Source organism: Cellulomonas sp. NPDC055163, assembly GCF_053607065.1.
Genome location: NZ_JBSGSU010000010.1, coordinates 133277 through 152055, shown reverse-complemented (window position 1 = coordinate 152055; position 18779 = coordinate 133277). Strand labels below are relative to the sequence as shown.

14 protein-coding genes are annotated in these 18779 nt (G+C 76.6%); 6 read left to right on the top strand and 8 right to left on the bottom strand.

From position 1 onward, the window contains the following. Positions 1-26: 26 nt before the first annotated feature. Complete coding sequence (locus tag ACWFNE_RS18550) at positions 27-758, top strand: hypothetical protein (protein ID WP_452123895.1); 732 nt, start codon at positions 27-29, stop codon at positions 756-758. A gap of 75 nt (positions 759-833) precedes the next feature. Here the strand turns inward: ACWFNE_RS18550 and ACWFNE_RS18545 are convergent, their stop codons facing one another. Beyond that, on the bottom strand, positions 834-3563 hold the full coding sequence (locus tag ACWFNE_RS18545; RefSeq protein ID WP_452123894.1) for a glycoside hydrolase family 3 protein: 2730 nt from the start codon (positions 3561-3563) through the stop codon (positions 834-836). 405 nt (positions 3564-3968) lie between these two features. On the opposite strand from ACWFNE_RS18545, the gene ACWFNE_RS18540 reads away from it, so the two are divergent. Beyond that, on the top strand, positions 3969-5117 hold the full coding sequence (locus ACWFNE_RS18540; RefSeq protein WP_452123893.1) for an MFS transporter: 1149 nt from the start codon (positions 3969-3971) through the stop codon (positions 5115-5117). A gap of 13 nt (positions 5118-5130) precedes the next feature. Here the strand turns inward: ACWFNE_RS18540 and ACWFNE_RS18535 are convergent, their stop codons facing one another. From ACWFNE_RS18535 to ACWFNE_RS18520, 4 genes are all read right to left on the bottom strand, one after another. Then, positions 5131-5457 carry a hypothetical protein gene (locus ACWFNE_RS18535; RefSeq protein WP_452123892.1) on the bottom strand — a complete coding sequence of 109 codons (327 nt, stop codon included), beginning with the start codon at positions 5455-5457 and terminating at the stop codon, positions 5131-5133. Positions 5458-5490: 33 nt separating this feature from the next. Then, positions 5491-7017: a SulP family inorganic anion transporter gene (locus tag ACWFNE_RS18530; protein WP_452123891.1), complete on the bottom strand. Its 1527-nt coding sequence runs from the start codon at positions 7015-7017 to the stop codon at positions 5491-5493. A 193-nt stretch (positions 7018-7210) separates the two neighbouring features. After that, positions 7211-8287, bottom strand: coding sequence for a right-handed parallel beta-helix repeat-containing protein (locus ACWFNE_RS18525; RefSeq protein WP_452123890.1), 1077 nt, complete (start codon positions 8285-8287; stop codon positions 7211-7213). 237 nt (positions 8288-8524) lie between these two features. Beyond that, entirely contained in the window at positions 8525-9247 is a 723-nt protein-coding gene (locus ACWFNE_RS18520; RefSeq protein WP_452123889.1) for a DUF4386 domain-containing protein, read from the bottom strand. A 112-nt stretch (positions 9248-9359) separates the two neighbouring features. Between ACWFNE_RS18520 and ACWFNE_RS18515 the strand changes: the two genes are divergently transcribed. From ACWFNE_RS18515 to ACWFNE_RS18505, 3 genes are all read left to right on the top strand, one after another. Further along, complete coding sequence (locus ACWFNE_RS18515) at positions 9360-10082, top strand: TetR/AcrR family transcriptional regulator (protein ID WP_452123888.1); 723 nt, start codon at positions 9360-9362, stop codon at positions 10080-10082. 129 nt (positions 10083-10211) lie between these two features. Then, positions 10212-11198, top strand: coding sequence for a DMT family transporter (locus ACWFNE_RS18510; RefSeq protein WP_452123887.1), 987 nt, complete (start codon positions 10212-10214; stop codon positions 11196-11198). A 4-nt stretch (positions 11199-11202) separates the two neighbouring features. After that, positions 11203-11784, top strand: coding sequence for an N-acetyltransferase family protein (locus ACWFNE_RS18505; protein ID WP_452123886.1), 582 nt, complete (start codon positions 11203-11205; stop codon positions 11782-11784). 89 nt (positions 11785-11873) lie between these two features. Here ACWFNE_RS18505 and ACWFNE_RS18500 read toward each other — a convergent pair whose 3' ends face one another. Beyond that, positions 11874-13697, bottom strand: a complete 1824-nt coding sequence (locus tag ACWFNE_RS18500; protein ID WP_452123885.1) for a D-alanyl-D-alanine carboxypeptidase family protein — start codon at positions 13695-13697, stop codon at positions 11874-11876. 191 nt (positions 13698-13888) lie between these two features. Here ACWFNE_RS18500 and ACWFNE_RS18495 point away from each other — a divergent pair, with 191 nt between their 5' ends. Beyond that, a complete protein-coding gene (locus tag ACWFNE_RS18495; RefSeq protein WP_452123884.1) occupies positions 13889-17044 on the top strand; it encodes a BTAD domain-containing putative transcriptional regulator in 3156 nt (1051 codons plus the stop codon). On the opposite strand, the gene ACWFNE_RS18490 is transcribed toward ACWFNE_RS18495, so the two are convergent. Both ACWFNE_RS18490 and ACWFNE_RS18485 read right to left on the bottom strand, forming a co-directional pair. Next, positions 16965-18197, bottom strand: coding sequence for an NADase-type glycan-binding domain-containing protein (locus tag ACWFNE_RS18490; RefSeq protein WP_452123883.1), 1233 nt, complete (start codon positions 18195-18197; stop codon positions 16965-16967). The two genes, ACWFNE_RS18495 and ACWFNE_RS18490, sit on opposite strands and share 80 nt — an antisense overlap. Further along, entirely contained in the window at positions 18191-18778 is a 588-nt protein-coding gene (locus ACWFNE_RS18485) for a phage tail protein (protein WP_452123882.1), read from the bottom strand. The genes ACWFNE_RS18490 and ACWFNE_RS18485 overlap by 7 nt, the downstream gene beginning before the upstream one ends. Between the last annotated feature and the right edge of the window lies 1 nt (position 18779).

Sequence of the window (18779 nt, the reverse complement as noted above, 5' to 3'; positions counted from 1 at the left end):
CCCCGGGCCGGGGCAGAATGTCGGGCGTGCCCCACTTCGTGCGCCGGACAGCCACGCCCCCCGCCGCCGGACTCGTGGCGCTCGCGGCGCTCGTCGTGCTCACCGGCTGCACGGGCGGGGACCCGGACGCGACGCCGACGCCGAGCGTCACCGCCACCCCGACGCCCGCCCCGACGCCGACCGCCACCCCGACGCCCACGCCGACGCCCGCCGTGCCCTTCGAGCTCGGGACGCCGGGGGTACCCACCCCGGAGAGCACGCGGCTCGCGCGTGGCGACGAGGCGGTGCTGCAGAAGAACACGGGACTCGACCCCGCGGGCGAGCGCTACACCGAGTCGCAGTGGGCGTCGACGGTGGTCGACGTCGTGGCCGCCGACCCCGCGGAGATCGCCACCGTCGCGGGCCCCGAGGCGTTCGACCCGGCGACGCAGCAGGCGTACTACGTCCGCACGAGCCACCGCCTCGTCTGGGCCCGCGGCAACAGCGACGCGACGAGCCTCGCACCACCGCACGTCCTGGGCTGGGGCGCCGACGGCGCCGGCGCGGGCGACCTGCTCCCGATGGGCCTGTTCGCGCCGTGCCGCACGGACGTGCTCGCCGAGCCGGCGGTCGACGCCGTGGTCGCCGCGTGCACGATCGCGGTGCTGCCCGCGGGCCAGCCGATCGGCTACGTGGGTGTCGACGGCAACCCCCAGGTCACCCGGGACGCGAACGCGCCGGTGACGTCGGACCCCGTCGTGTGGGTGCTCGAGGGCTGACCGCGCGACGACGGCCGTCCCGCACAGCACGCCGCCCGGTACCCGACCCTGCGGCCGGGCACCGGGCGGCGTCCGTCAGCTCACGCGCGCCGAGGCGACCTGCACGAGCAGGTCGGCGGCGAGCCCGACCTCCCCGACGAGCAGCGCGTGCTCGGCGTCGGCGAGGTCGGCGGCCCAGCCCTCGGGCGCGTCGGTCCCCGCGTCGACGACCCGCTGCTGCGCGACGTCCCGCAGCACCGACGTGAGCGTGTTCAGCTGCTGCCACGTCACGGCGTCGCTCCCGTCGAGCCGGTGCGCGGCCCGGGAGAGCGTCCGGAGCACCGCCCGCTCGTTGCCGACCGCGCCGGTCTCCGTCCAGTCGCCGCGCGCGATGGCCTGGTCGATGTCGCCCACGGCGCGGCGGACCGCCCGGTCGCGCGACGACTCGAGCTCGGCCCGCAGCGCCTCGAGCCGGGCGAGCGCGGAGTCCGTGCGCAGCCCCCAGCCGAACGGCAGCTCGGGGTCGTACTCCGCGTCGCCGACGTTGACCGGCTCCTGGTCCTGCGTGCGCGGCCACGTCTGCCCGAGCCGGCCGGTGAACGCCGCGTCACCGAACAGCACGTCCGCGACCCCCGCCCCCTCCGAGCCGGGCAGCCAGGACGCGACCAGCGCGTCGACCTGGCCGTACGGGTCGGCCACGACGTTCGGGCGGCCCGAGACGACGAGCACGACGCACGTCTCGATCGCGGAGCACACGGTGTCGACGACCGCCTGGTCGCCCGGCGTGAGCGTGAGCTGCTTGTCCGGCTCGCGCGGCACACCGCCGTCCGACGGGTCCCACGGCCAGCCCGGCCCGCCGACGTCGCCGTAGCCCTCGGAGTACGGGGTCTCGCCCACGACGACGATCCCGACGTCCGCGCCGTCGGTCGGTGCGGAGGCGTCCGCGCTGAACGTGACCTGCGCGTCCGGTGCGACCTCCTCGATGCCCGCCCGGATCGTCGCGCCCGGGATGAGGTCCGGGACCGGCTGACCCTGCCACGTGACGGTCCAGCCGCCTGCCTGGATGCCGATGTTGTCCGCCGCGCGGCCCGCGAGGTAGACGCTCGTGTCCTTCGCGAGCGGCAGCACGCCGCCGGTGTTGCGCAGCAGGACCTGCGACTTCGCGACCGCCTCGCGCGCGACCGCCCGGTGCTCCGCCGAGCCGATGTCCGCCTGGCCCGCGCGGTCGGTGTACGGGTGCTCGAACAGCCCGAGCTCCAGCTTCTGCTGCAGGATGCGGCGCACCGCGTCGTCGATGCGCGCCACCGGGACCCGGCCCGCACCCACCTCGCCCATGAGCGTCGCGACGAACGGGTCCGGGGTGTTGGGCTCCATGAACATGTCGACGCCCGCGTTGACGCTCGTGCGGACCTGCGTCGGGTAGTCGCCGGGGATCTGCTCGATCGCGTTGTAGTCGCTGATCACGAATCCGTCGAAGTCCTGCTGCCCCTTGAGCCAGCCCGTGATCAGCTCCTGGTGCGCGTGCATCTTGAGCGGGTCGCCGACCCCGTTCTCGGTCCAGTCGACGCTCGAGTACGACGGCATGACCGTGCCGGCGCGGTGGTCGCGCACCGCGGGCACGTACGGCGCGAGGTGCAGGCGCTCGAAGTCACGGCGGCTCGTCACGGCGACGCCCTGGTCGATCGTGAACTCGCCGCTCGTGCTGCTGCCGAACTCGGTGCCGCCGTCGCCCGCGAAGTGCTTGACGGACGCGAGCACCCGGTCGGGCTGGTCGATCTCGCTGCGCCGCGGCCCCTGGAGCCCGTCGATCGCCGTCTCGTTGAGCACGACGAGCGCCGGGTCCTCGCCGAACGACTCGTACGTGCGGCCCCACCGCAGGTCGCGCGCGACGCAGATGCACGGGGCGAACGACCACTGCGGCCCCGTGGCGCGGGTCTCGGCCGCGGTGACGTGCGCGGCCTCCTCGACGAGTGCCGGGTCCCGCATCGCGCCGAGCCCGATGTTGTGCGGGAAGACGGTCGCGCCGACGAGGTTGCCGTGGCCGTGCACCGAGTCCACGCCGTACAGCAACGGGATCGACAGCCGGGTCGACAGGGACTGGGTCTGGAAGCCGTCGACCATGTCGGCCCACGCCTCCGGCGTGTTCGGCGTCGGGGTCGAGCCGCCGCCCGAGAGCAGCGAGCCGAGCCCGAGCGACGCGACGCGGCCGGGCGTCGCGGTGACGTTCGCCCGCTCGGCCTGGGTCATCTGGCCGACCTTCTCCGCGAGCGACATGCGCCCGAGCAGGTCGTCGACGCGCTCCGCGACCGGCAGGTCGGCGTCGAGGTACGGGAAGCCGTTGGCCTGGATCGCGACGGTCGCACCGCCGGACACCGTGACGTCGGGCGTCGTCGTGCTGAACGCGAGCGGGACCGTCTCGGTCGTCTCCGCGTCGTCGTCCGCCGTCAGCGCGACCGTCACCTCCTGGGTCGCACCCGACTCCGCACCCGCCGCGAACGTCACCGCGCCGCCCGTCTCGGTGTAGTCGGTGCCGCCGGTCGCGGTGCCCGTCCCGGTCGAGAAGAACACGGTCGCGTCGGATCCGAGCGCGCTCCCGTCCGCGGTGGTCGCCGTCAGGGTCACCGACGCGGTCTCGCCCTCGGTCGCCGTGACGAGTGCCGACGGCGTGACCGTCACCGGGCCGGCCGCCTGGGCCGCCGGAGCCCCGACGAGCACGAGCGGGACCGCGAGGGCCGCCGCGCAGAGTGCGGCGACGCGCCGCCGGACAGACGTGAGCACGAGCATGAGCCCCCCAGCCCTCGACCTCGCGCGCACGTCGTCGGGCACGCGGTGCGGCGTACGCACCCGCCCCATGTTTCGGGGCGCGCGTGGGGGTGTCAACGGTCGAGGCGCGCCGACGCCCGCGTGGGCAGCCGCCCGGTCGCGCTGCTGCCGGGCGGCGTCGCACACGGCCCGCGGTGACGTCGAGGGAGCTCGTGCGCCGACGTAGGCTCGAGGGAGCCGTCGGGCGAAGCACGCCGACGCCGGGGAACGCCGTCACCGCCGCACCCCGCAGCACCACCTGCCGCGACGTCGCAGCCGGACCGGCCTCGTCGGCCCGTCCGGGCGCGCCGGCAGGCGACCGGAGGAGCCCCGCTGGACGCCCGCCTGCCCGACCAGATCCACGCCGTCCCGTCCGGGGCGGTGGCACCGGCGCCGGGAGAGCGCGCGGCGGCCCGACGCGACCGTGCCGTGCGCGTGCTGTTGGTCGCCGGCGTCGTGACCGTCGCCCTCAACCTGCGCCCGGCCGTGGTCGGGCTCGGGCCCGTGCTCACCCGGGCCGGTGCGGACACCGGGCTGGGCGCCGTCGCGCTCTCGGCCCTGGCCGCGGCGCCGGTGCTCTGCTTCGGGGTCGTCGGCGCGCTGGGCGGTGCGCTCGTGCGACGGCGTGGGATCGTCGCGACGCAGGTCGCCGCGCTCCTCGTCCTGGTCGTCGGATCTCTGCTGCGGCTGTCGCCCACGGCGACCGGGCTCGTCGCCGGGACTGTCGTCGCCGCCTCCGGGATCGCGGTGCTGAACGTGGTGCTGCCCGTCGCGGTGAAGCGGTACTTCCCCGGGCGCATCGGGCTCATGACCGGCGTCTACTCGACCGCGCTCGGGCTCAGCGCGGCCGTCGCGGCCGGCGTGACCGTCCCGTTCGCCGACGCGGTCGGGTGGCGGCCGGCGCTCGCCGTGTGGGCCGTGCCTGCGGGGATCGCCGCGGCCGTGTGGCTCCTCGTCGGCCGCGCCCGGGTGCGTCCCGCCGAGCCGGGACCTGCGCCGATCCCGGTCGCGGCGCTCCTGCGCGACGCCGTCGCCTGGCAGGTGACGCTGTTCATGGGTCTGCAGTCGTCGCTGTTCTACGCGACGCTCAGCTGGCTGCCCAGCATCCACGCCGCCGCCGGGCACAGCGCGCGGGAGGCCGGTCTTCAGCTCGGCGTCGTCACCGCCGTCGGGGTCCCGATGGCGATGCTCGTCCCACCGCTCGCCGCCCGGATCCGGAACCAGGGGGTCGTCGCGACGGTGCTCGTGTGCTGCACGGGAGCCGGGCTCGTCGTGCTGCTCCTCGGCGCGCCGTCGGTCCTGTCGAGCCTGCTCCTCGGGATCGGGCTCGGCGGGAGCTTCCCCCTGGCGCTCACGCTCGTCTCGCTGCGGAGCCGGAGTGCCGCTGACGCGACCGGGCTCTCGTCCATGGCCCAGGGCATCGGGTACCTGGTCGCGGCGGTCGGCCCGCTCGGTGTCGGCGCTCTGCTGGGCGCCACCGGGTCGTGGGAGCCCGCCGTCCTCGCGATGCTCGTGGTCGTCGGGCTGCAGCTCGTCGCCGGGCTGCTGGCGTCGCGCCCCCTGCTCGTCGGGCGGTAGGCGTCGTCCGTCGTCAGCCGCGGACGCGGATCGTCTCGATCCCGCACCGGACGGGGAGCGACTCGGCGCAGCCGTCGTCGACCCACACGTCGACGTCGTCTCCGTCACGCAGGTCGGCGGTCGTGATCTCCTCGCCGTCTGCGGCACGGACGGTGGTGTCGTCGTCGCCCGCGAGCGACATCTGGTCGTAGTACCGGTCGGAGGCCTCCGCCAGCGCGAGCCCGAGCACGGTCCCGGTGACGTCCGGCTCACGACCGGGCAGCCCTCCCGAGGTGCAGGCCGCGGTCAGCGGCAGCAGTACGAGCAGGGCAGCGAGAACGGCGCGGGGTGTCCGGGGCATGTGCGGATCGTCCCGCGGTCGGGCGCGTGCGGGCTAGTGCCCCGCGCCGAGCTGCCCCGCGAGGCGCTCGTGGCGGCGCGCGCTGTCCTCGTCCAGGTTGACGATCGTGACCGTCGTGCCGCGGGCGGCGTACTTCGTGGTGATGGCGTCGAGCGCGGCGACCGTCGAGGCGTCCCAGACGTGCGCGTCGGCGAGGTCGATGACCACGTTCGGGGGGTCGCCCGCGTAGTCGAACTGGTAGACGAGGTCGTTCGACGACGCGAAGAAGAGCTCGCCGGACACGGCGTAGGTGCGGGTCCCGTCGTCGCCGGTGTCGACGACCCTGACGTCGGTGAGGTGCGCGACCCGCCGGGCGAACGCCACCATGGCGACGAGCACGCCGCACACGACGCCGTACGCGAGGTTGTGCGTCGCGACGGTCACCACGACGGTCGAGAGCATGACGACGAGCTCGCTGCCCGGCATCCGGCGCAGGGTCGACGGGCGGACGGAGTGCCAGTCGAACGCCGCCCAGGCCACGAAGATCATGACCGCGACGAGCGCGGCCATCGGGATCGCCCCCACGAGGTCCCCGAGGCCGACGACGAGGACCAGCAGGAACACCCCGGCGAGGAACGTCGAGAGTCGCGTGCGGGCACCCGACGCCTTCACGTTCATCATCGTCTGCCCGATCACCGCGCAGCCGCCCATGCCGCCGAACAGCCCGGTGACGACGTTCGCGACGCCCTGGCCCCACGCCTCGCGGGTCTTGTCCGAGTGGGTGTCGGTGAGGTCGTCGACGAGCTTCGCCGTGAGGAGCGACTCGAGCAGCCCGACGACCGCCATCGCCAGCGCGTACGGGGCGATGACACGCAGCGTCTCGAGGGTCAGCGGCACGTCGGGGAGCAGGAGCGTCGGCAGGCTCTCGGGCAGCTCGCCCTCGTCCCCGACCGTCGGGACGCTCACGGCCGCGGCGACCGTCACCACCGTGAGCACGAGGATCGCGACGAGCGGTGCCGGGACCACGGTCGTCAGCCGCGGCAGCCCGAAGACGATCACGAGCCCGGCAGCGACGAGCGCGTAGACGGCCCACGGCACGTCCACGAGGTACGGGAGCTGGGAGAGGAAGACGAGGATCGCCAGCGAGTTGACGAAGCCGACCATGACCGAGCGCGGGACGAACCGCATGAGCCGCGCGACGCCGAGCGCCCCGAGCGCGACCTGCACGAGCCCGCCGAGGATGACGGTCGCGATCAGGTAGTCCGGCCCGTGCACCCGGGCGACGGGTGCGACGACGAGGGCGACGGCGGCCGTCGCGGCGGAGATCATCGCCGGGCGCCCGCCGACGAACGCGATCGTCACCGCCATCGTGAACGACGCGAAGAGTCCGAGGCGCGGGTCGACGCCCGCGATGATCGAGAACGAGATCGCCTCGGGGATCAGGGCGAGCGCGACGACGAGCCCGCCCAGGACCTCGGTCTTCAGCCTCCGCGGCGACCGGAGGGCGCTCCGCACCGAGTGGGTCGTGCCGGCCTCCGGGACGTGGGGCCGTGCGGGGGCGGTGGGCGCAGGGGAGGTCACGGGGTCCTTCGTCGTTCGGGGCGCGAGGCGCGGGCACCGGCCCGGCGGAGGTGAGCCGGGCGGTGTGCGGGGTGCGCGGGGAGCTCGCGGGGGAGCGGCGCGGGCGGTACGCCGCGCGACGGCCGACGTCGAGTGTAGTGCCGGCGAGCGGCTCGCGCCCGGGCGGCCGGCGCGGCGGGTCCTGACCGCTCGCTCAGCTCCGCGGCCGGGTGCAGACCACGCCCGTGCACTGCGGGGAGCGGCCGTTCCCGTACGCGACGTTGCCGCCCAGGTCGACGGCGCCCGGTGCGTAGATGCCCCAGCCCGTGTTCCCGAGGACGACGTTCCCGCCGAGCTCGGTCTGGGCGCCGTCCGTGACGACGATCGCGTCGCCGTTGCGCTCGAACCGGTTGTCGGTCAGGAGCGTCGCACCGCCCCAGGGCTCGGGCGCCGATCCCGAGGCGGTGAACGCCGTCCCGTTGTCCTCGAACACGTTCTCCCGGAAGGTCCCTTCGCCGGAGCCCGCGTCGATCGCCGTCCCGTTGCCGAGGAACGTGTTGCCGACGACCACCAGCCCGAACCAGATGGCTCCCTCGAGCGCGAGGTCGGCCCCGCTGATCGTGCTCTCGCTCAGGAACAGGCTCGCCATGGCGGAGACGGCGGCGAAGCGGCCGTTGTCGACGAGCGTGCTCCGGTGGATCGACACGTTCGTCCCGTCGCCGAGGAACCCGACGACCTCGGCGTTCCGCTCGAGCACCGAGTCCGTGACCCTGACCGTCGACGTCATGCCGAGCGCGAAGACCGCGCCGTTGTCGTGCACGGAGCACCCGTCGACCACGAGGGGGCCACCCCAGTCGTTGGCCGTGAACACCACGTCCGTGTCGGCGAGCTCGCAGGCCTCGAGCCGGAGGTTCCACGACAGGCCGCTCGGGTCCGCGTGGAAGCCCGTGCTCCAGCCGCTGACCCGGCCGCCGGTGACGGTGAGGGTCCCGCGGTCCTCGGTCTCCCACGGGAGCGGGAGCCAGAACGCGGTGCCGGAGCCGCCGCCGTCGAGGGTGTGGCCCGCGAGGTCGAGCGTCACCACCCCGACGACCGTGAAGCCGACCCCGTCGCACGCGAGGTCGCCGGTGAGGTGGTGAGCGCCGTCGGTGAGCGTCTGGCCGCACGCGGTGACCGGCGTCGACCCGCCCCCCGGGTAGGCCGGCGCGGGTGCCGCGACGACGGTGGCGGTGACGAGCGCGACGAGCGCCCCCAGCACCCGGAGCGCAGCGGTGGACGGGCGGAGCTTCATGACGGTCTCCCCGGGACGACGAGGCGCGCTGCGAGGCCCGCCGGGTGCGCCGCAGGGGACGCTCCGGTGGGCCGGGCGGTGCGGACGGCCGCGACGGGCCGGTGCGTCCACGCTTCTCCCCGGCCGAGCGCGACCGCAAGGCCGGGGCGGCGGTCCTGCCCTCGTTCGTGCCTCTTGGGGAAACCGGCGATGTCGGGCGCCGGGGGCCGTGCTCGTCGACCTCCTGCGCCGCGCGGGTCAGACGCCGGCCGGCTGCGGCTCGCGGCCGGACGTCACCGCACGCTCGTCGGGCGTCGCGGGGAAGGGCCGGAAGCCGCGGGTGATCAGGTAGACCGCGAGGCAGATCTCCCACGCGAAGATCGGGACCGCGCCGAGCCCGGTGAGCACCGAGACCTGGTCGTACAGGCCGAACATCACGCCCGCGTTCGTCGCGAGGACGAGCGGGCCGCCGACGAGCCCGAGCACCGCGATCGGCCGTGGCACGAGGCCCGACCGGAGGAGCAGCGCTGCGAGGACGACCGTGTTGGTGCCGCAGACGAACCCGGGGCCGACGAGGAACGTCCAGTCGTGCAGCGCGACCAGGCCCTCGGCGAGCGCGACCGTCTCGGGGCCCGGCGCGCCGGCGAGCGACTGCCGGACGGTGACCAGCGCGAGCAGCGGCACGACGCCGATCGTGATGACCGCGGCCTCGAGGGTCCGCAGCGCCGCGTACCCGAGTGCCGCTCCCTCGTGCTGCCGCCGGACGACGGGGTACAGCGTCACCGCGGTGCCGATCACGGCGAGGGCCAGGACGACCTCGAGCAGCGAGCCGAGCAGCACCGGACCGTCGGCCCCGGTGCCCGCCAGGAAGCGCTCGGGCTCGCCGATGTCGCGGTAGAGCAGCACGGCGGTGATGGAGGTGACGTGCGTGAGCAGGTACAGCACGCCGGCGGTGACGGCAGCTCTTCGGGTGGCGGGCACGGTGTTCTCCTCGGACGGAAGGTGTACTGCGTACACCTTGATGTCGACGAGGCTAGGCGTACGCTGTACACCCGTCAAGGGCGTCGCACGCGCCCGGCGGAGAGGAGGCCTCGTGGCCGAGGGGACGGACACGGCACGGCGTGAGCGCCTCGACCGGGACCGGGTCCTGCGGGCGGCCGTCGCGCTCGCCGACGAGGACGGCATCGACGCCGTGAGCATGCGACGGCTCGCGCAGGTGCTCGGGGTCGTGCCGATGGCGCTCTACAAGCACGTGGCGCACAAGGACGCGCTGCTCGACGGCATGGTCGACGCCGTCCTCGGCGAGATCGACCCGCCCGACCCCGCCGCCGACTGGGCGGACGCCGTGCGCGGGCGCATCCTGTCCGCCCGCGAGGTCATGCTCCGCCACCCCTGGGCGCGCCGGGTCATGGAGTCGCGGGCCGCGCCGACGCCGGTCGTGCTCGCGTACATGGACTCGACGATCGGGGCGTTCCTCGCGGGCGGGCTGTCCGTCGACCTCGTGCACCACGTGATGCACGCGCTCGGCAGCCGGATCTTCGGGTTCACCCAAGAGCTCTACGACACCGCCCCCGGGCCCACGCCGGACGAGCTCGCGGCGCTCGGCCCCGAGGCGCAGGCCGCGATGCAGCAGCTGGCGGCGATGTTCCCGAACGTCGCCACGGTCGCCACGAGCCGGCCGCACGACCCGGGCAGCATCGTCGGCCCCGGGTGCGACGACCGGTTCGAGTTCGAGTTCGGGCTCGACCTGCTCCTCGGCGGGGTCGAGCGGCTCCACCGGCGCGGCTGGTCGTCGAGCGGCGCTGTGCCGGCCTGAACGTCGCGGTCGCCGGCCCGCGGACACCGCTGCCCGACGGCGGCTCTCGGTGCCGGGCGCTCGCGCGGCGGCAGACGCGCCGTCCGATCTGCGCCAGCCACCCGGCGCGCGAGCACCTAGGGTCACGGAGTGACGTCACCGCGCGAGACCGAGGCCCCCGCCGACCGAGCCGCGCCGGCGCCGGGCCCGGCACCGGCCGCGTCCGGCGGGTGGCTCGGCAGCTACGCGCTCCTCGCGGTCATGTGGGGCTGCTCGTTCGCGTTCATCGCGCTCGCGCTCGACGCGCTGCCGCCGATCCAGGTCGCGTTCTGGCGCATCGCGGTCGGGGCCGTGACGCTCCTGGTCATCGCGGCGGTCACCCGCACGCCGCTGCCGCGCGACGCCCGGACGATCGGTCACCTGACCGTGCTCGCGCTGCTGGTCAACGCCGTCCCCTTCACGCTGTTCGCGCTCGGGCAGCAGTCGGTGTCCTCGGTGCTCGCGGGCATCATCAACGCCGCGACGCCGCTCATGACCCTGCTGTGGGTGGCCCTGTTCTTCCGCGCGGAGCGGCCCGGGCCGGCGCGGGCGTCCGGGCTCGTGCTCGGGTTCCTCGGGCTGCTCGTCGTCATGGGGGTCTGGCACGGGCTCGGGACCGGGCAGCTCGGCGGCGTGCTCGCGTGCGTCGGCGCGATCACCTGCTACGGCCTCGGCTTCCCGTACACCCGGAAGTTCCTCTCCGGGACCCGATACCCGCCGGTCGCGCTCGCGGCCGGGCAGATCGGGATCGCCGCCGCCGTCATGACGCCCGTGGTGCTCGTGAGCGGCGTCGCGCCCGTGGGCGAGGTGACGACCGCGGTCGTCGTGGCGGTCCTCGCGCTCGGCGTGCTCAGCTCGGGTGTCGCGTTCATCCTCAACTTCCGCGTGATCGCCCGGGCCGGGACCACGACCGCGAGCTCGGTGACCTACCTGACGCCGGTCGTCGCCGCGGCCGTCGGGGTCCTGTTCCTGGGCGACCACGTCACCTGGAACCAGCCGGTCGGCGCGGTCGTCGTGCTGCTCGGCGTCGCGATCGCGCAGGGCCGGCTGCGCAGCCGAGCCGCCCGGCCCGGGCGTCGGAGCCCGTCGCTACGGTGACGTGATGGGGATCGAGGTCGTTCCTGCGCTGGGCCGCTACGCCGACGCCGCCCTCGTCGTCGGCACGCAGAAGCCCGGCGCCGGCGCCTGCTGGTGCCAGAGCTACCGCGACGCACGGCTGTCGAACACCGAGCGCCCCGACGCGCTGCGCCGCCAGTGCGCGGACGGACCCGGCCCCGGCGTGCTGGTCTACGTGGACGACGCCGTCGCGGGCTGGTGCTCGGTCGCCCCCCGCAGCTCGTACCGGCGACTCGTGCGCTCGCGGACGATCCCGCTGCTCGACGACGCCCGCGACCCGTGGAGCGTCGTGTGCTTCGTGGTGCGCGCCGGGTTCCGCCGCCGTGGGCTGATGCACGTGCTGCTCGCCGGCGCCGTCGAGCACGCCGCCGCGCACGGCGCCGAGGTCGTCGAGGGGTACCCCGTCGAGACCGGGGGCACGCGGGTCGACATCGTGTCGGGGTACGTCGGGACGGTCGAGCTGTTCGAGGCCGCGGGGTTCCACCGCGCCGCCCCGACGAGCGCGCACAGCGGGCACCGCGAGCGCTGGCTCGTGCGGCGCGAGCTCACGGGCGCGGCGCCGGGCTGAGCGTCGGCGCAGGCTTCCCTCGCTCGGCTACCCGCCGGCACCCGCCTCGGTCTCGTCCGCGAGCGTGGCCGCCCGACTGCCTCGCTCGGTCACCCGCCGGCGCCCGCCTCGGTCTCGTCCGCGAGCGCGGCCGGTACATCGGCGTCCTGCTGGGCGTCGGCCGGGGTGTCGGCCGGGGGCACGTCGGCGGGGTCGTCGGCCGGCGGGTCGGACGGCTCCGGGGCCGGCGGCGCGGGGTCGGCCGGCGGCCCGGACGTGGGTGTCGGCTCGGGCGTCGTGGGGCCTGGGGCCGCGGGCGCGGGCGCAGCGGGCCCTGGCGCCGGGACGGGCGGCGCCACCGGGCCAGGAGCCGGTGCGACGGGCGCCGGGGGAGCGGCGGGCATGTCCTGGGGGCGTGCCGGGCGCAGGGCGCCGAGGACGCCGCCGGGCGCCCCACCGAACTCCCAGTGCCACGGCTCCGCGGGCCCGACGCCGCCCGGGCCGGCCCACTGCGGGTGGTACCAGCCGTGCTCGGTGGCGTGGGCCCTCATCCACAGGTACCCGGGCCGGTCGAACTGCCCGACCCCGCCGAAGCCCGCGAGGTCCACGGCGACGCCGCGCCCGTGGTTCGACCGCCCCGGCGTCGCCGCCAGGCCCGGCTTCGCCGCCTTGACCGCGACCTGCGCGGCGAACGTGCGGTAGCTGTCGGTCACCCGCAGCGGCTCCCCGAGGTCGCGTTCGTACGCGGCGGCGAGGCGGTCGAACGCGGCGGCGGCGTCGCAGCGCAGCAGCGCGCGGGGGTTCGACACGAGCGGGCACAACGTGTGCAGCGGGATCGCACCGTTCGGGTACGGGTCGCCCGACGGGTCGATCCCGCCCGGCAGGTACGTGCCCGACGATGCCGTCGCCGGTCCGGGTGCGCGCAGCGCGGCGGGGGGCTGGGCCGTCGCGAGCAGGGCGTCGATCGCGTCGAGCCGTGCGGCGGCGTCGCGCGCGGCGGCCTCGACGACCGACCGCAGCAGCGCGACCCGCTCGGCAGCGGCCTCGACCCGCAGCGTGAGCGCGGGGTACTGCGCCCGGAGCTCGAGCGTGTCGGGCGTCCCCGCACGGGTCGCCGGCGCAGTCGCGGGGGGCACGTCGCTGCGAGCGCTGCCCCCCAGGACCGTGCCCCCAAGAACTGTGCCGCCAAGAACCGTGCCCCCACGAACCGTGCCCCCGAGAAGAGTGCCGCCGGGAACCGTGCCCCCGAGGGCGACGGCTCCGGGGCCCGCCGCGACGAGTGCCGCGCCGCCCGGCGTCGTCCCGGCGGGGACGGCCCCGCCCGGCAGCGGACCCGCCGTGTCGGACGAGACCGCGACCGCACCGCCGCCCGACCCGCGGACAGCGGCGCGTCCGGCGCGCGTCCCGAGCAGGGCCGGTTCGGGGACCTCGGCCGTCGCCTGGAGGGTGCGCGCCAGATGCGCGACGGCGGCGTCCAGCTGCGCGACGAGCTGCGGGTCCACCCCCGGGTAGGCGTGCACGGAGGCGCTCTCGACGGACGCGAGCGTCGCGAGGGCCGTCGCCCGGGCCCGCGCGTGCTCCGCCCTCGCGTAGGCGGCTCCCTGAGCGGAGAGCCGGGCCGACTGCGCGTGCGCGGACCGCGCGTCCGGCTGGCCCGCCGCCACCCGGCGGGAGTCCGCCCCGGTGGTCGACCCCGACGGTCCTCCGCCGGCCTCCGCCGGTCCTGTGAGCCACGGCCAGCCGCCTCCACCGAGCACGATCACGACGAGCACGGCGAGCACCGCAGCGCGGACGCGGACGCCGGCGCGCGGCAGCCCGACCCGGCCCGTGACGGCCGCGAGGCCCGGGGTGGTGCGGTCCGCCGCCGGAGGCGAGCCCCGGCCCGGCCCCGGTGGGGGCAGCGGGCGTGCGGGTCGGCGCGGGACGTCGGTCATGGTGTGCCCCCCGGGCGGACGGGTGCGGCGGGTCGGCGCCGCACGAACTTCCTTGACACCCCGGAGCGCCGCCCAGACGATGAAGGATCGGGCGCGGTCGGCCCGCTCCTTCCGGGGGCGTGATGGGGGACGTGGGCACAGGGGGCACGACGCTCCCGCAGGCACGACGGTCGGTGCCGCGGGTGGCCGGGGTGCGGCGCCCCCGTCTGCTCGCCGCGCTCGACCGGGTGCTCGTGACCCGGCTCGGCCTCGTCGTCGCGCCGCCCGGTGCGGGCAAGACGACCCTGATGGCGCACTGGGCGCACACCGTCGGGGCGGACGTCGCCTGGCTCCGGGTCGAGCGTGAGGACGAGGCCCCGGGCCGGCTCGTCGACCGGCTCGCCCAGGCGCTCGGCGAGGTCCTCGACCTGCCGGCGTCCGGCGCGTCCTCGCCCGAGGAGCTCGCCGTGGCGACCGAGCGTCGCACCGCACCGCTCGTGCTGGTCCTCGACGACCTGCACACGATCGCCGGCTCGCCCGCCGAGGCGGTGGTCGAGCGGCTCCTGCTGCTGGCGCCGGTGCACCTGCACGTCCTCATGGGATCGCGCCGGAGGCCCGGGTTCAACCTGGTGCGCTCCGAGCTCCCGACGGCCGTGCTGGTGACCGGCGAGGACCTCGCGATGCGGGCGCCCGAGGTCCAGCAGCTCTTCCGCGACGTCTACGCCGTGCCGCTCGCGGCGGACGACGCGGCGGCCCTCGCGCGGCGCACCGCGGGCTGGCCGGCGGGGCTGCACCTGTTCCACCTGGCGACCGCCGCCCTCGGGGCGACCGAGCGGAGGACGGCCGTCGCCGCGCTCGCCCAGCGGTCCCGGTACGCCGAGGAGTACCTCGCGCACGAGGTGCTGCAGACGCTGCCCGGGCAGCTGCGGCGCTTCCTGACCCGGACCTCGGTGCTCGAGACCCTGACGGCGGACCGCTGCGACGGGCTGCTCGGCACCCCGGGGACGAGCCGGCGCCTGCTCAGCGAGCTCGAGCGCCTGACGTCCGCGGTGACGCGGGACGGCGACGGGGTCCGGTTCCGCTGCCACGAGGCGCTGCGCCGCCACCTCGAGACCCAGCTCCAGGAGCAGCTCGGCTCGACCCAGGCGACCCGCTGGTGGCAGCAGGCCGCGCGGGTGTGCGAGGGGGACGGTGCACCCGCCGAGGCGCTGCGGCTGCACGCGCTCGCCCGCGACTGGGACGCCGTGCGCCGGCTCCTGCGCGTCGGGGGCATGCCGCTCGTGCGGTCCGCCGCGGACGGCCTGGGCGACTCGCTGCCGGTCTGGCTCCAGGAGGACGACCCGTGGGCGTCGCTCGTGTTCGCGAGCCGGCTGCTCGAGGACGGGACCCTCGCGACGGCCGCGGCGGTCGCCGACCGGGCGCGGACCCGGCTCGTCGAGGACCCCGTCGGCTCGGCGTGGGCGGTCCGCGTGGCTGCTGCCGCCCGCACGTGGCTGCCGGGCGCCGGGCGCGAACCCGCCCCGGAGGACTGGGTCGGTCTGCTGCGGGAGGCCACGCGGCGCGCGCCGCAGGAGGCCGCCGCGCGCGCCGGTCCGCTCGACGACGAGCACCGCGACCTCGTGCGCGGGCTCGCGCTCGTGCTCGCCGGGGACCTCGTGGAGGCGCGACCGCTGCTCGAGGAGTGCGTGCAGCGACCCCACACCGACGTGCGCACGGGGCTCACGGCCCGGCTCGCGCTCGCGACGCTCGACGCGCTCGGCGGCCCCGGCCTGCTCGCGGGTGCCGCGCTGGACCGGGTGGTGTCCGCCGCGGACCAGGACGGGCTCGCCTGGTGGGTGCGCGTCGCGCACGGGATCGCGGTCGCGCTCGTCCCGACGCGGGGGGTCGACGCGGCGAAGGTCGTGCGCGCGCTCGTCGAGGAGGCCGACCGGCGCGGGGACCCGTGGGGAGCGGCGGTCGTCGCCTCCGCCGCCGTCGCCGCGCAGCTGCGCGCCGCCCGGCTGCGGCCCGCGCAGCTCGACCAGGGGCTCGACGAGCTGTGCACGCGGTGGCGCGCCCTCGACGCGGGCGTGCTCGAGGCCTGGGCACGGTCGCTGCACGCCGTGGTCGCGGCCACCGGGGACCTCCCGAACGCCGAGCCGGCCGCCGAGTCGGCCGAGGCGTTCGCCCGTGCGGCCGGCGTCCCGGGCGCGCTGTGGGTCGCCTACGGTGCGCTCGCCCTCAGCCGGCCCGCCGAGCGCGAGGAGCTCCTGGAGCTCGCCGCCGCGTCCGCGTCGGCGAGCGGGTTCGGCCCGCGGCCCGCGGGCTGGGAGACGGCGCTGCGGACCGTCCTCGACCCGCCGCCCGGCAGCGTCCTGCCGAGCAGCAGCGTCCCGCCGGGCAGCAGCGTCCCGCCGACGGGCAGCGTCGCGCCGCCCGGCACCGTGCCGCCGCCCGGGCCCGAGCCCCCGGGGCTCCCCGCCGCCGGGTTCGCCGTCGTGCGGCCGGGTCCCGAGCCCGTCGCGACCGGGCCGTTCGAGGTGCGCTGCTTCGAGGAGTTCCGCCTGCTGGTGTCCGGGGTGCCCGTCGGGCTGACGCGGATCCGGCCACGGGCGCGCTCGCTGCTGCGGCTCCTCGCGCTGCACACCGGGCGCCTCACGCACCGCGAGCAGCTCGCCGACACGCTGTGGGGCGAGCTGGACCCGTCCGCCGCTTTGCACGGGCTGCAGGTCGCGCTGTCGAGCCTGCGGGCGCTGCTGGCCCAGGCGGGTGTCACGACGGCCATCGTCGTGCGCGACGGCGACGCCTACGGGCTCGTGCTGCCCGAGGGCTCGACGTGCGACCTGCTCGTGTTCGACCGGGCGCTCACCGCGGCGGCCCGGGACCGGTCGGCACCGGGCGACCGGTCCCGGGCGAGGCGTGAGCTGCGCGCCGCGCTCGCCGTGTACACCGGCGAGCTCATGCCCGAGGAGGGACCGGCGGAGTGGGTCGTGGGCGCGCGGGAGCAGTACCGGGTCCGGGCCGCGGAGGCCGCGGCGACGCTCGCGACGCTCGAGCTGGCCCGCGGGGACGCGACCGCTGCGGCCTCGGCGGCGGCGCGCGGCGTCGAGATCGACCCGTACCGGGACGACGCGTGGCGGACGCTGATCGAGGCGAGCAGGCTCGCGGGCGACCACGCGACGGCCGGCCGTGCGCAGCTGCGGTACGACGAGGTGCTCGCGGGCCTCGGGCTGCCGCCGACGTCCGACGTGGCGGTCCCGGCCGTCCCCGGCGGCTCGCGAGAACCGGCCCCGTCCGACCGCGCGCACGTCAGGTCCTCCCCAGGAACTCGACCTCGCCCAGCGACACCGACGCCCCCTCGGGTACCGGGTACGCCGAGACCACCGTGACCCGCGCGGCGACCACGTCGTCGGCGCCGACCGGGAACTCCTGGCCGCCCGCCGCGTCCGCGAGCTGCAGCTGCTCGGTCGTCTGGGAGCCGTCGGCCTTGAGCAGCGTGAGGGCGACCTCCTCGGGGCGGCCCTCGGCGAGGAACTCGGGCTGCTCCGTCGAGGCCCCGGAGAAGATGCGGACGTACGCGAGGCGGAACGGCTCGTCGAACCGCATCTCGAGGAACTCGCCGGTGCCCTCACCGGGCTCGGCGGGCGCCCAGGACTGGTTCGTCGCGCCGTCCATCGCGGCCGCGGCGCCCCGGCCGTCGGCGGAGCTCGACGCGACGACCTCCGCGGGGTTGACCGGGCCGTTGCCGACGACGCGGTCGACGACGGTGTCGTAGAGGTCCGAGAGCCGCTCGCGCTGCGACCACAGCCCGCCCACGAGGAGCACGAGGATCGCGGGGACCACGACCCAGCGCGCGCGGAACGGGCGGCGGGGCGCGCGGGGCCGGGTGCCGGCCACGAGCTCGCGCGGGCGCCGCGTCGTCACCCGCGTCCACCAGGACGCCCGCGGGACGACGGGCGCGTCGATGAGGCTCTCGCCGCAGCGCCGGCAGAACTTGCGCGACGCGGCGTTGCCCGCGCCGCACTGCCCGCAGACCTGGTCGCCGGGCGCCGGCGGCGGCTCGTCGGCCGGTGCGGGGCGGGCCGTGCGGGGCTTCGGGGCGCGGGCGCCGGGCAGCACGGGCGCCGGGCCGTCGTTGCGGGCGCGCGGGGCCGGCGGCGGGTCCGCCGGGGGCGCGAGGAGCGCCTCGGCGCGGGACCGGGTCGTCGACGACGGCGGCCCTGCCTCGGGCACCGGGGTGGTGACGGGTGGCGCGGCGGACGCGGGCGCCGCGCCGTTCGCCGCGACGGTCGACGGAGCGGCCGTCCGGGGCGCGGACGAGGGCGCAGCGGTCGCCGGGGTCGCGGCCGGCTCGGCCCTCCCGGTGGCGGGGGCTCGGACGGTCGCGGTGGGCGCGGGAGCAACGGCGGGCGGGGCGACCGGGTCGGCGGCGGCCGGGGTCTCCTCGACGCGCTCGCCCTCCCACGCCAGGTAGGCGCCGCACTCCGCGCAGAAGTGCTCGTCGTCCTGGTTGCGCGTGCCGCACGTGGTGCAGATCAGCACGGTTCCTCCTCGGTGCAGGGCTCGACGACCACGGTGTGGGGGACGTGCGCGGGCTTGACCGCGCCGACGACCCGGTCGAGGCGACGGATGTCGACGGTGGAGGGGTCGGGGACCCGCACGCGGACCGTCAGGGACAGCTCGGGGGAGCCCGGGAGTCGGCCGTCGGGCCGGGCGGACCAGACGGTCCCGCCCGAGTCGACGACCTCGACGTCGCCGCGCGCGCCCTCGCCGCCGGACAGGCCGAGGCCCAGCGCGAGCCGCACGGCGTCCTCGATCCCGGGGCGGGTCCCGCGGCGCCGGTGCAGCGACGAGGCGCCCGCGACGATCTCGCGGCTCTGGGCGAGGTCCCACGCGTCGTCGAGCTCGATGCCGACCCACTCCCCGACCCAGGACAGGAAGTCGGGCGGCGCGAGGCGCGGGTCCAGGTAGCACTCGAGCCGGTCGATCGTGAGCAGCACCGGGGCGAGCACCTCGTCGAACGCGCCGACGAAGCGCCGCACGAAGTCCTCGTCCTGGTAGACGGCCGGGAGCCGGTCGACGAGCGCGACCGGGTTGATCAGCCCCGGCACCGTGCCCCGCACG

What these genes read in the sequence shown, in the direction of transcription:
- ACWFNE_RS18500 (WP_452123885.1), bottom strand. Translation starts at nt 13,697, where the DNA reads ATGACCGACGTCCCGCGCCGACCCGCACGCCCGCTGCCCCCACCGGGG.
- ACWFNE_RS18535 (WP_452123892.1), bottom strand. Translation starts at nt 5,457, where the DNA reads ATGCCCCGGACACCCCGCGCCGTTCTCGCTGCCCTGCTCGTACTGCTG.
- ACWFNE_RS18505 (WP_452123886.1), top strand. Translation starts at nt 11,203, where the DNA reads ATGGGGATCGAGGTCGTTCCTGCGCTGGGCCGCTACGCCGACGCCGCC.
- ACWFNE_RS18525 (WP_452123890.1), bottom strand. Translation starts at nt 8,287, where the DNA reads ATGAAGCTCCGCCCGTCCACCGCTGCGCTCCGGGTGCTGGGGGCGCTC.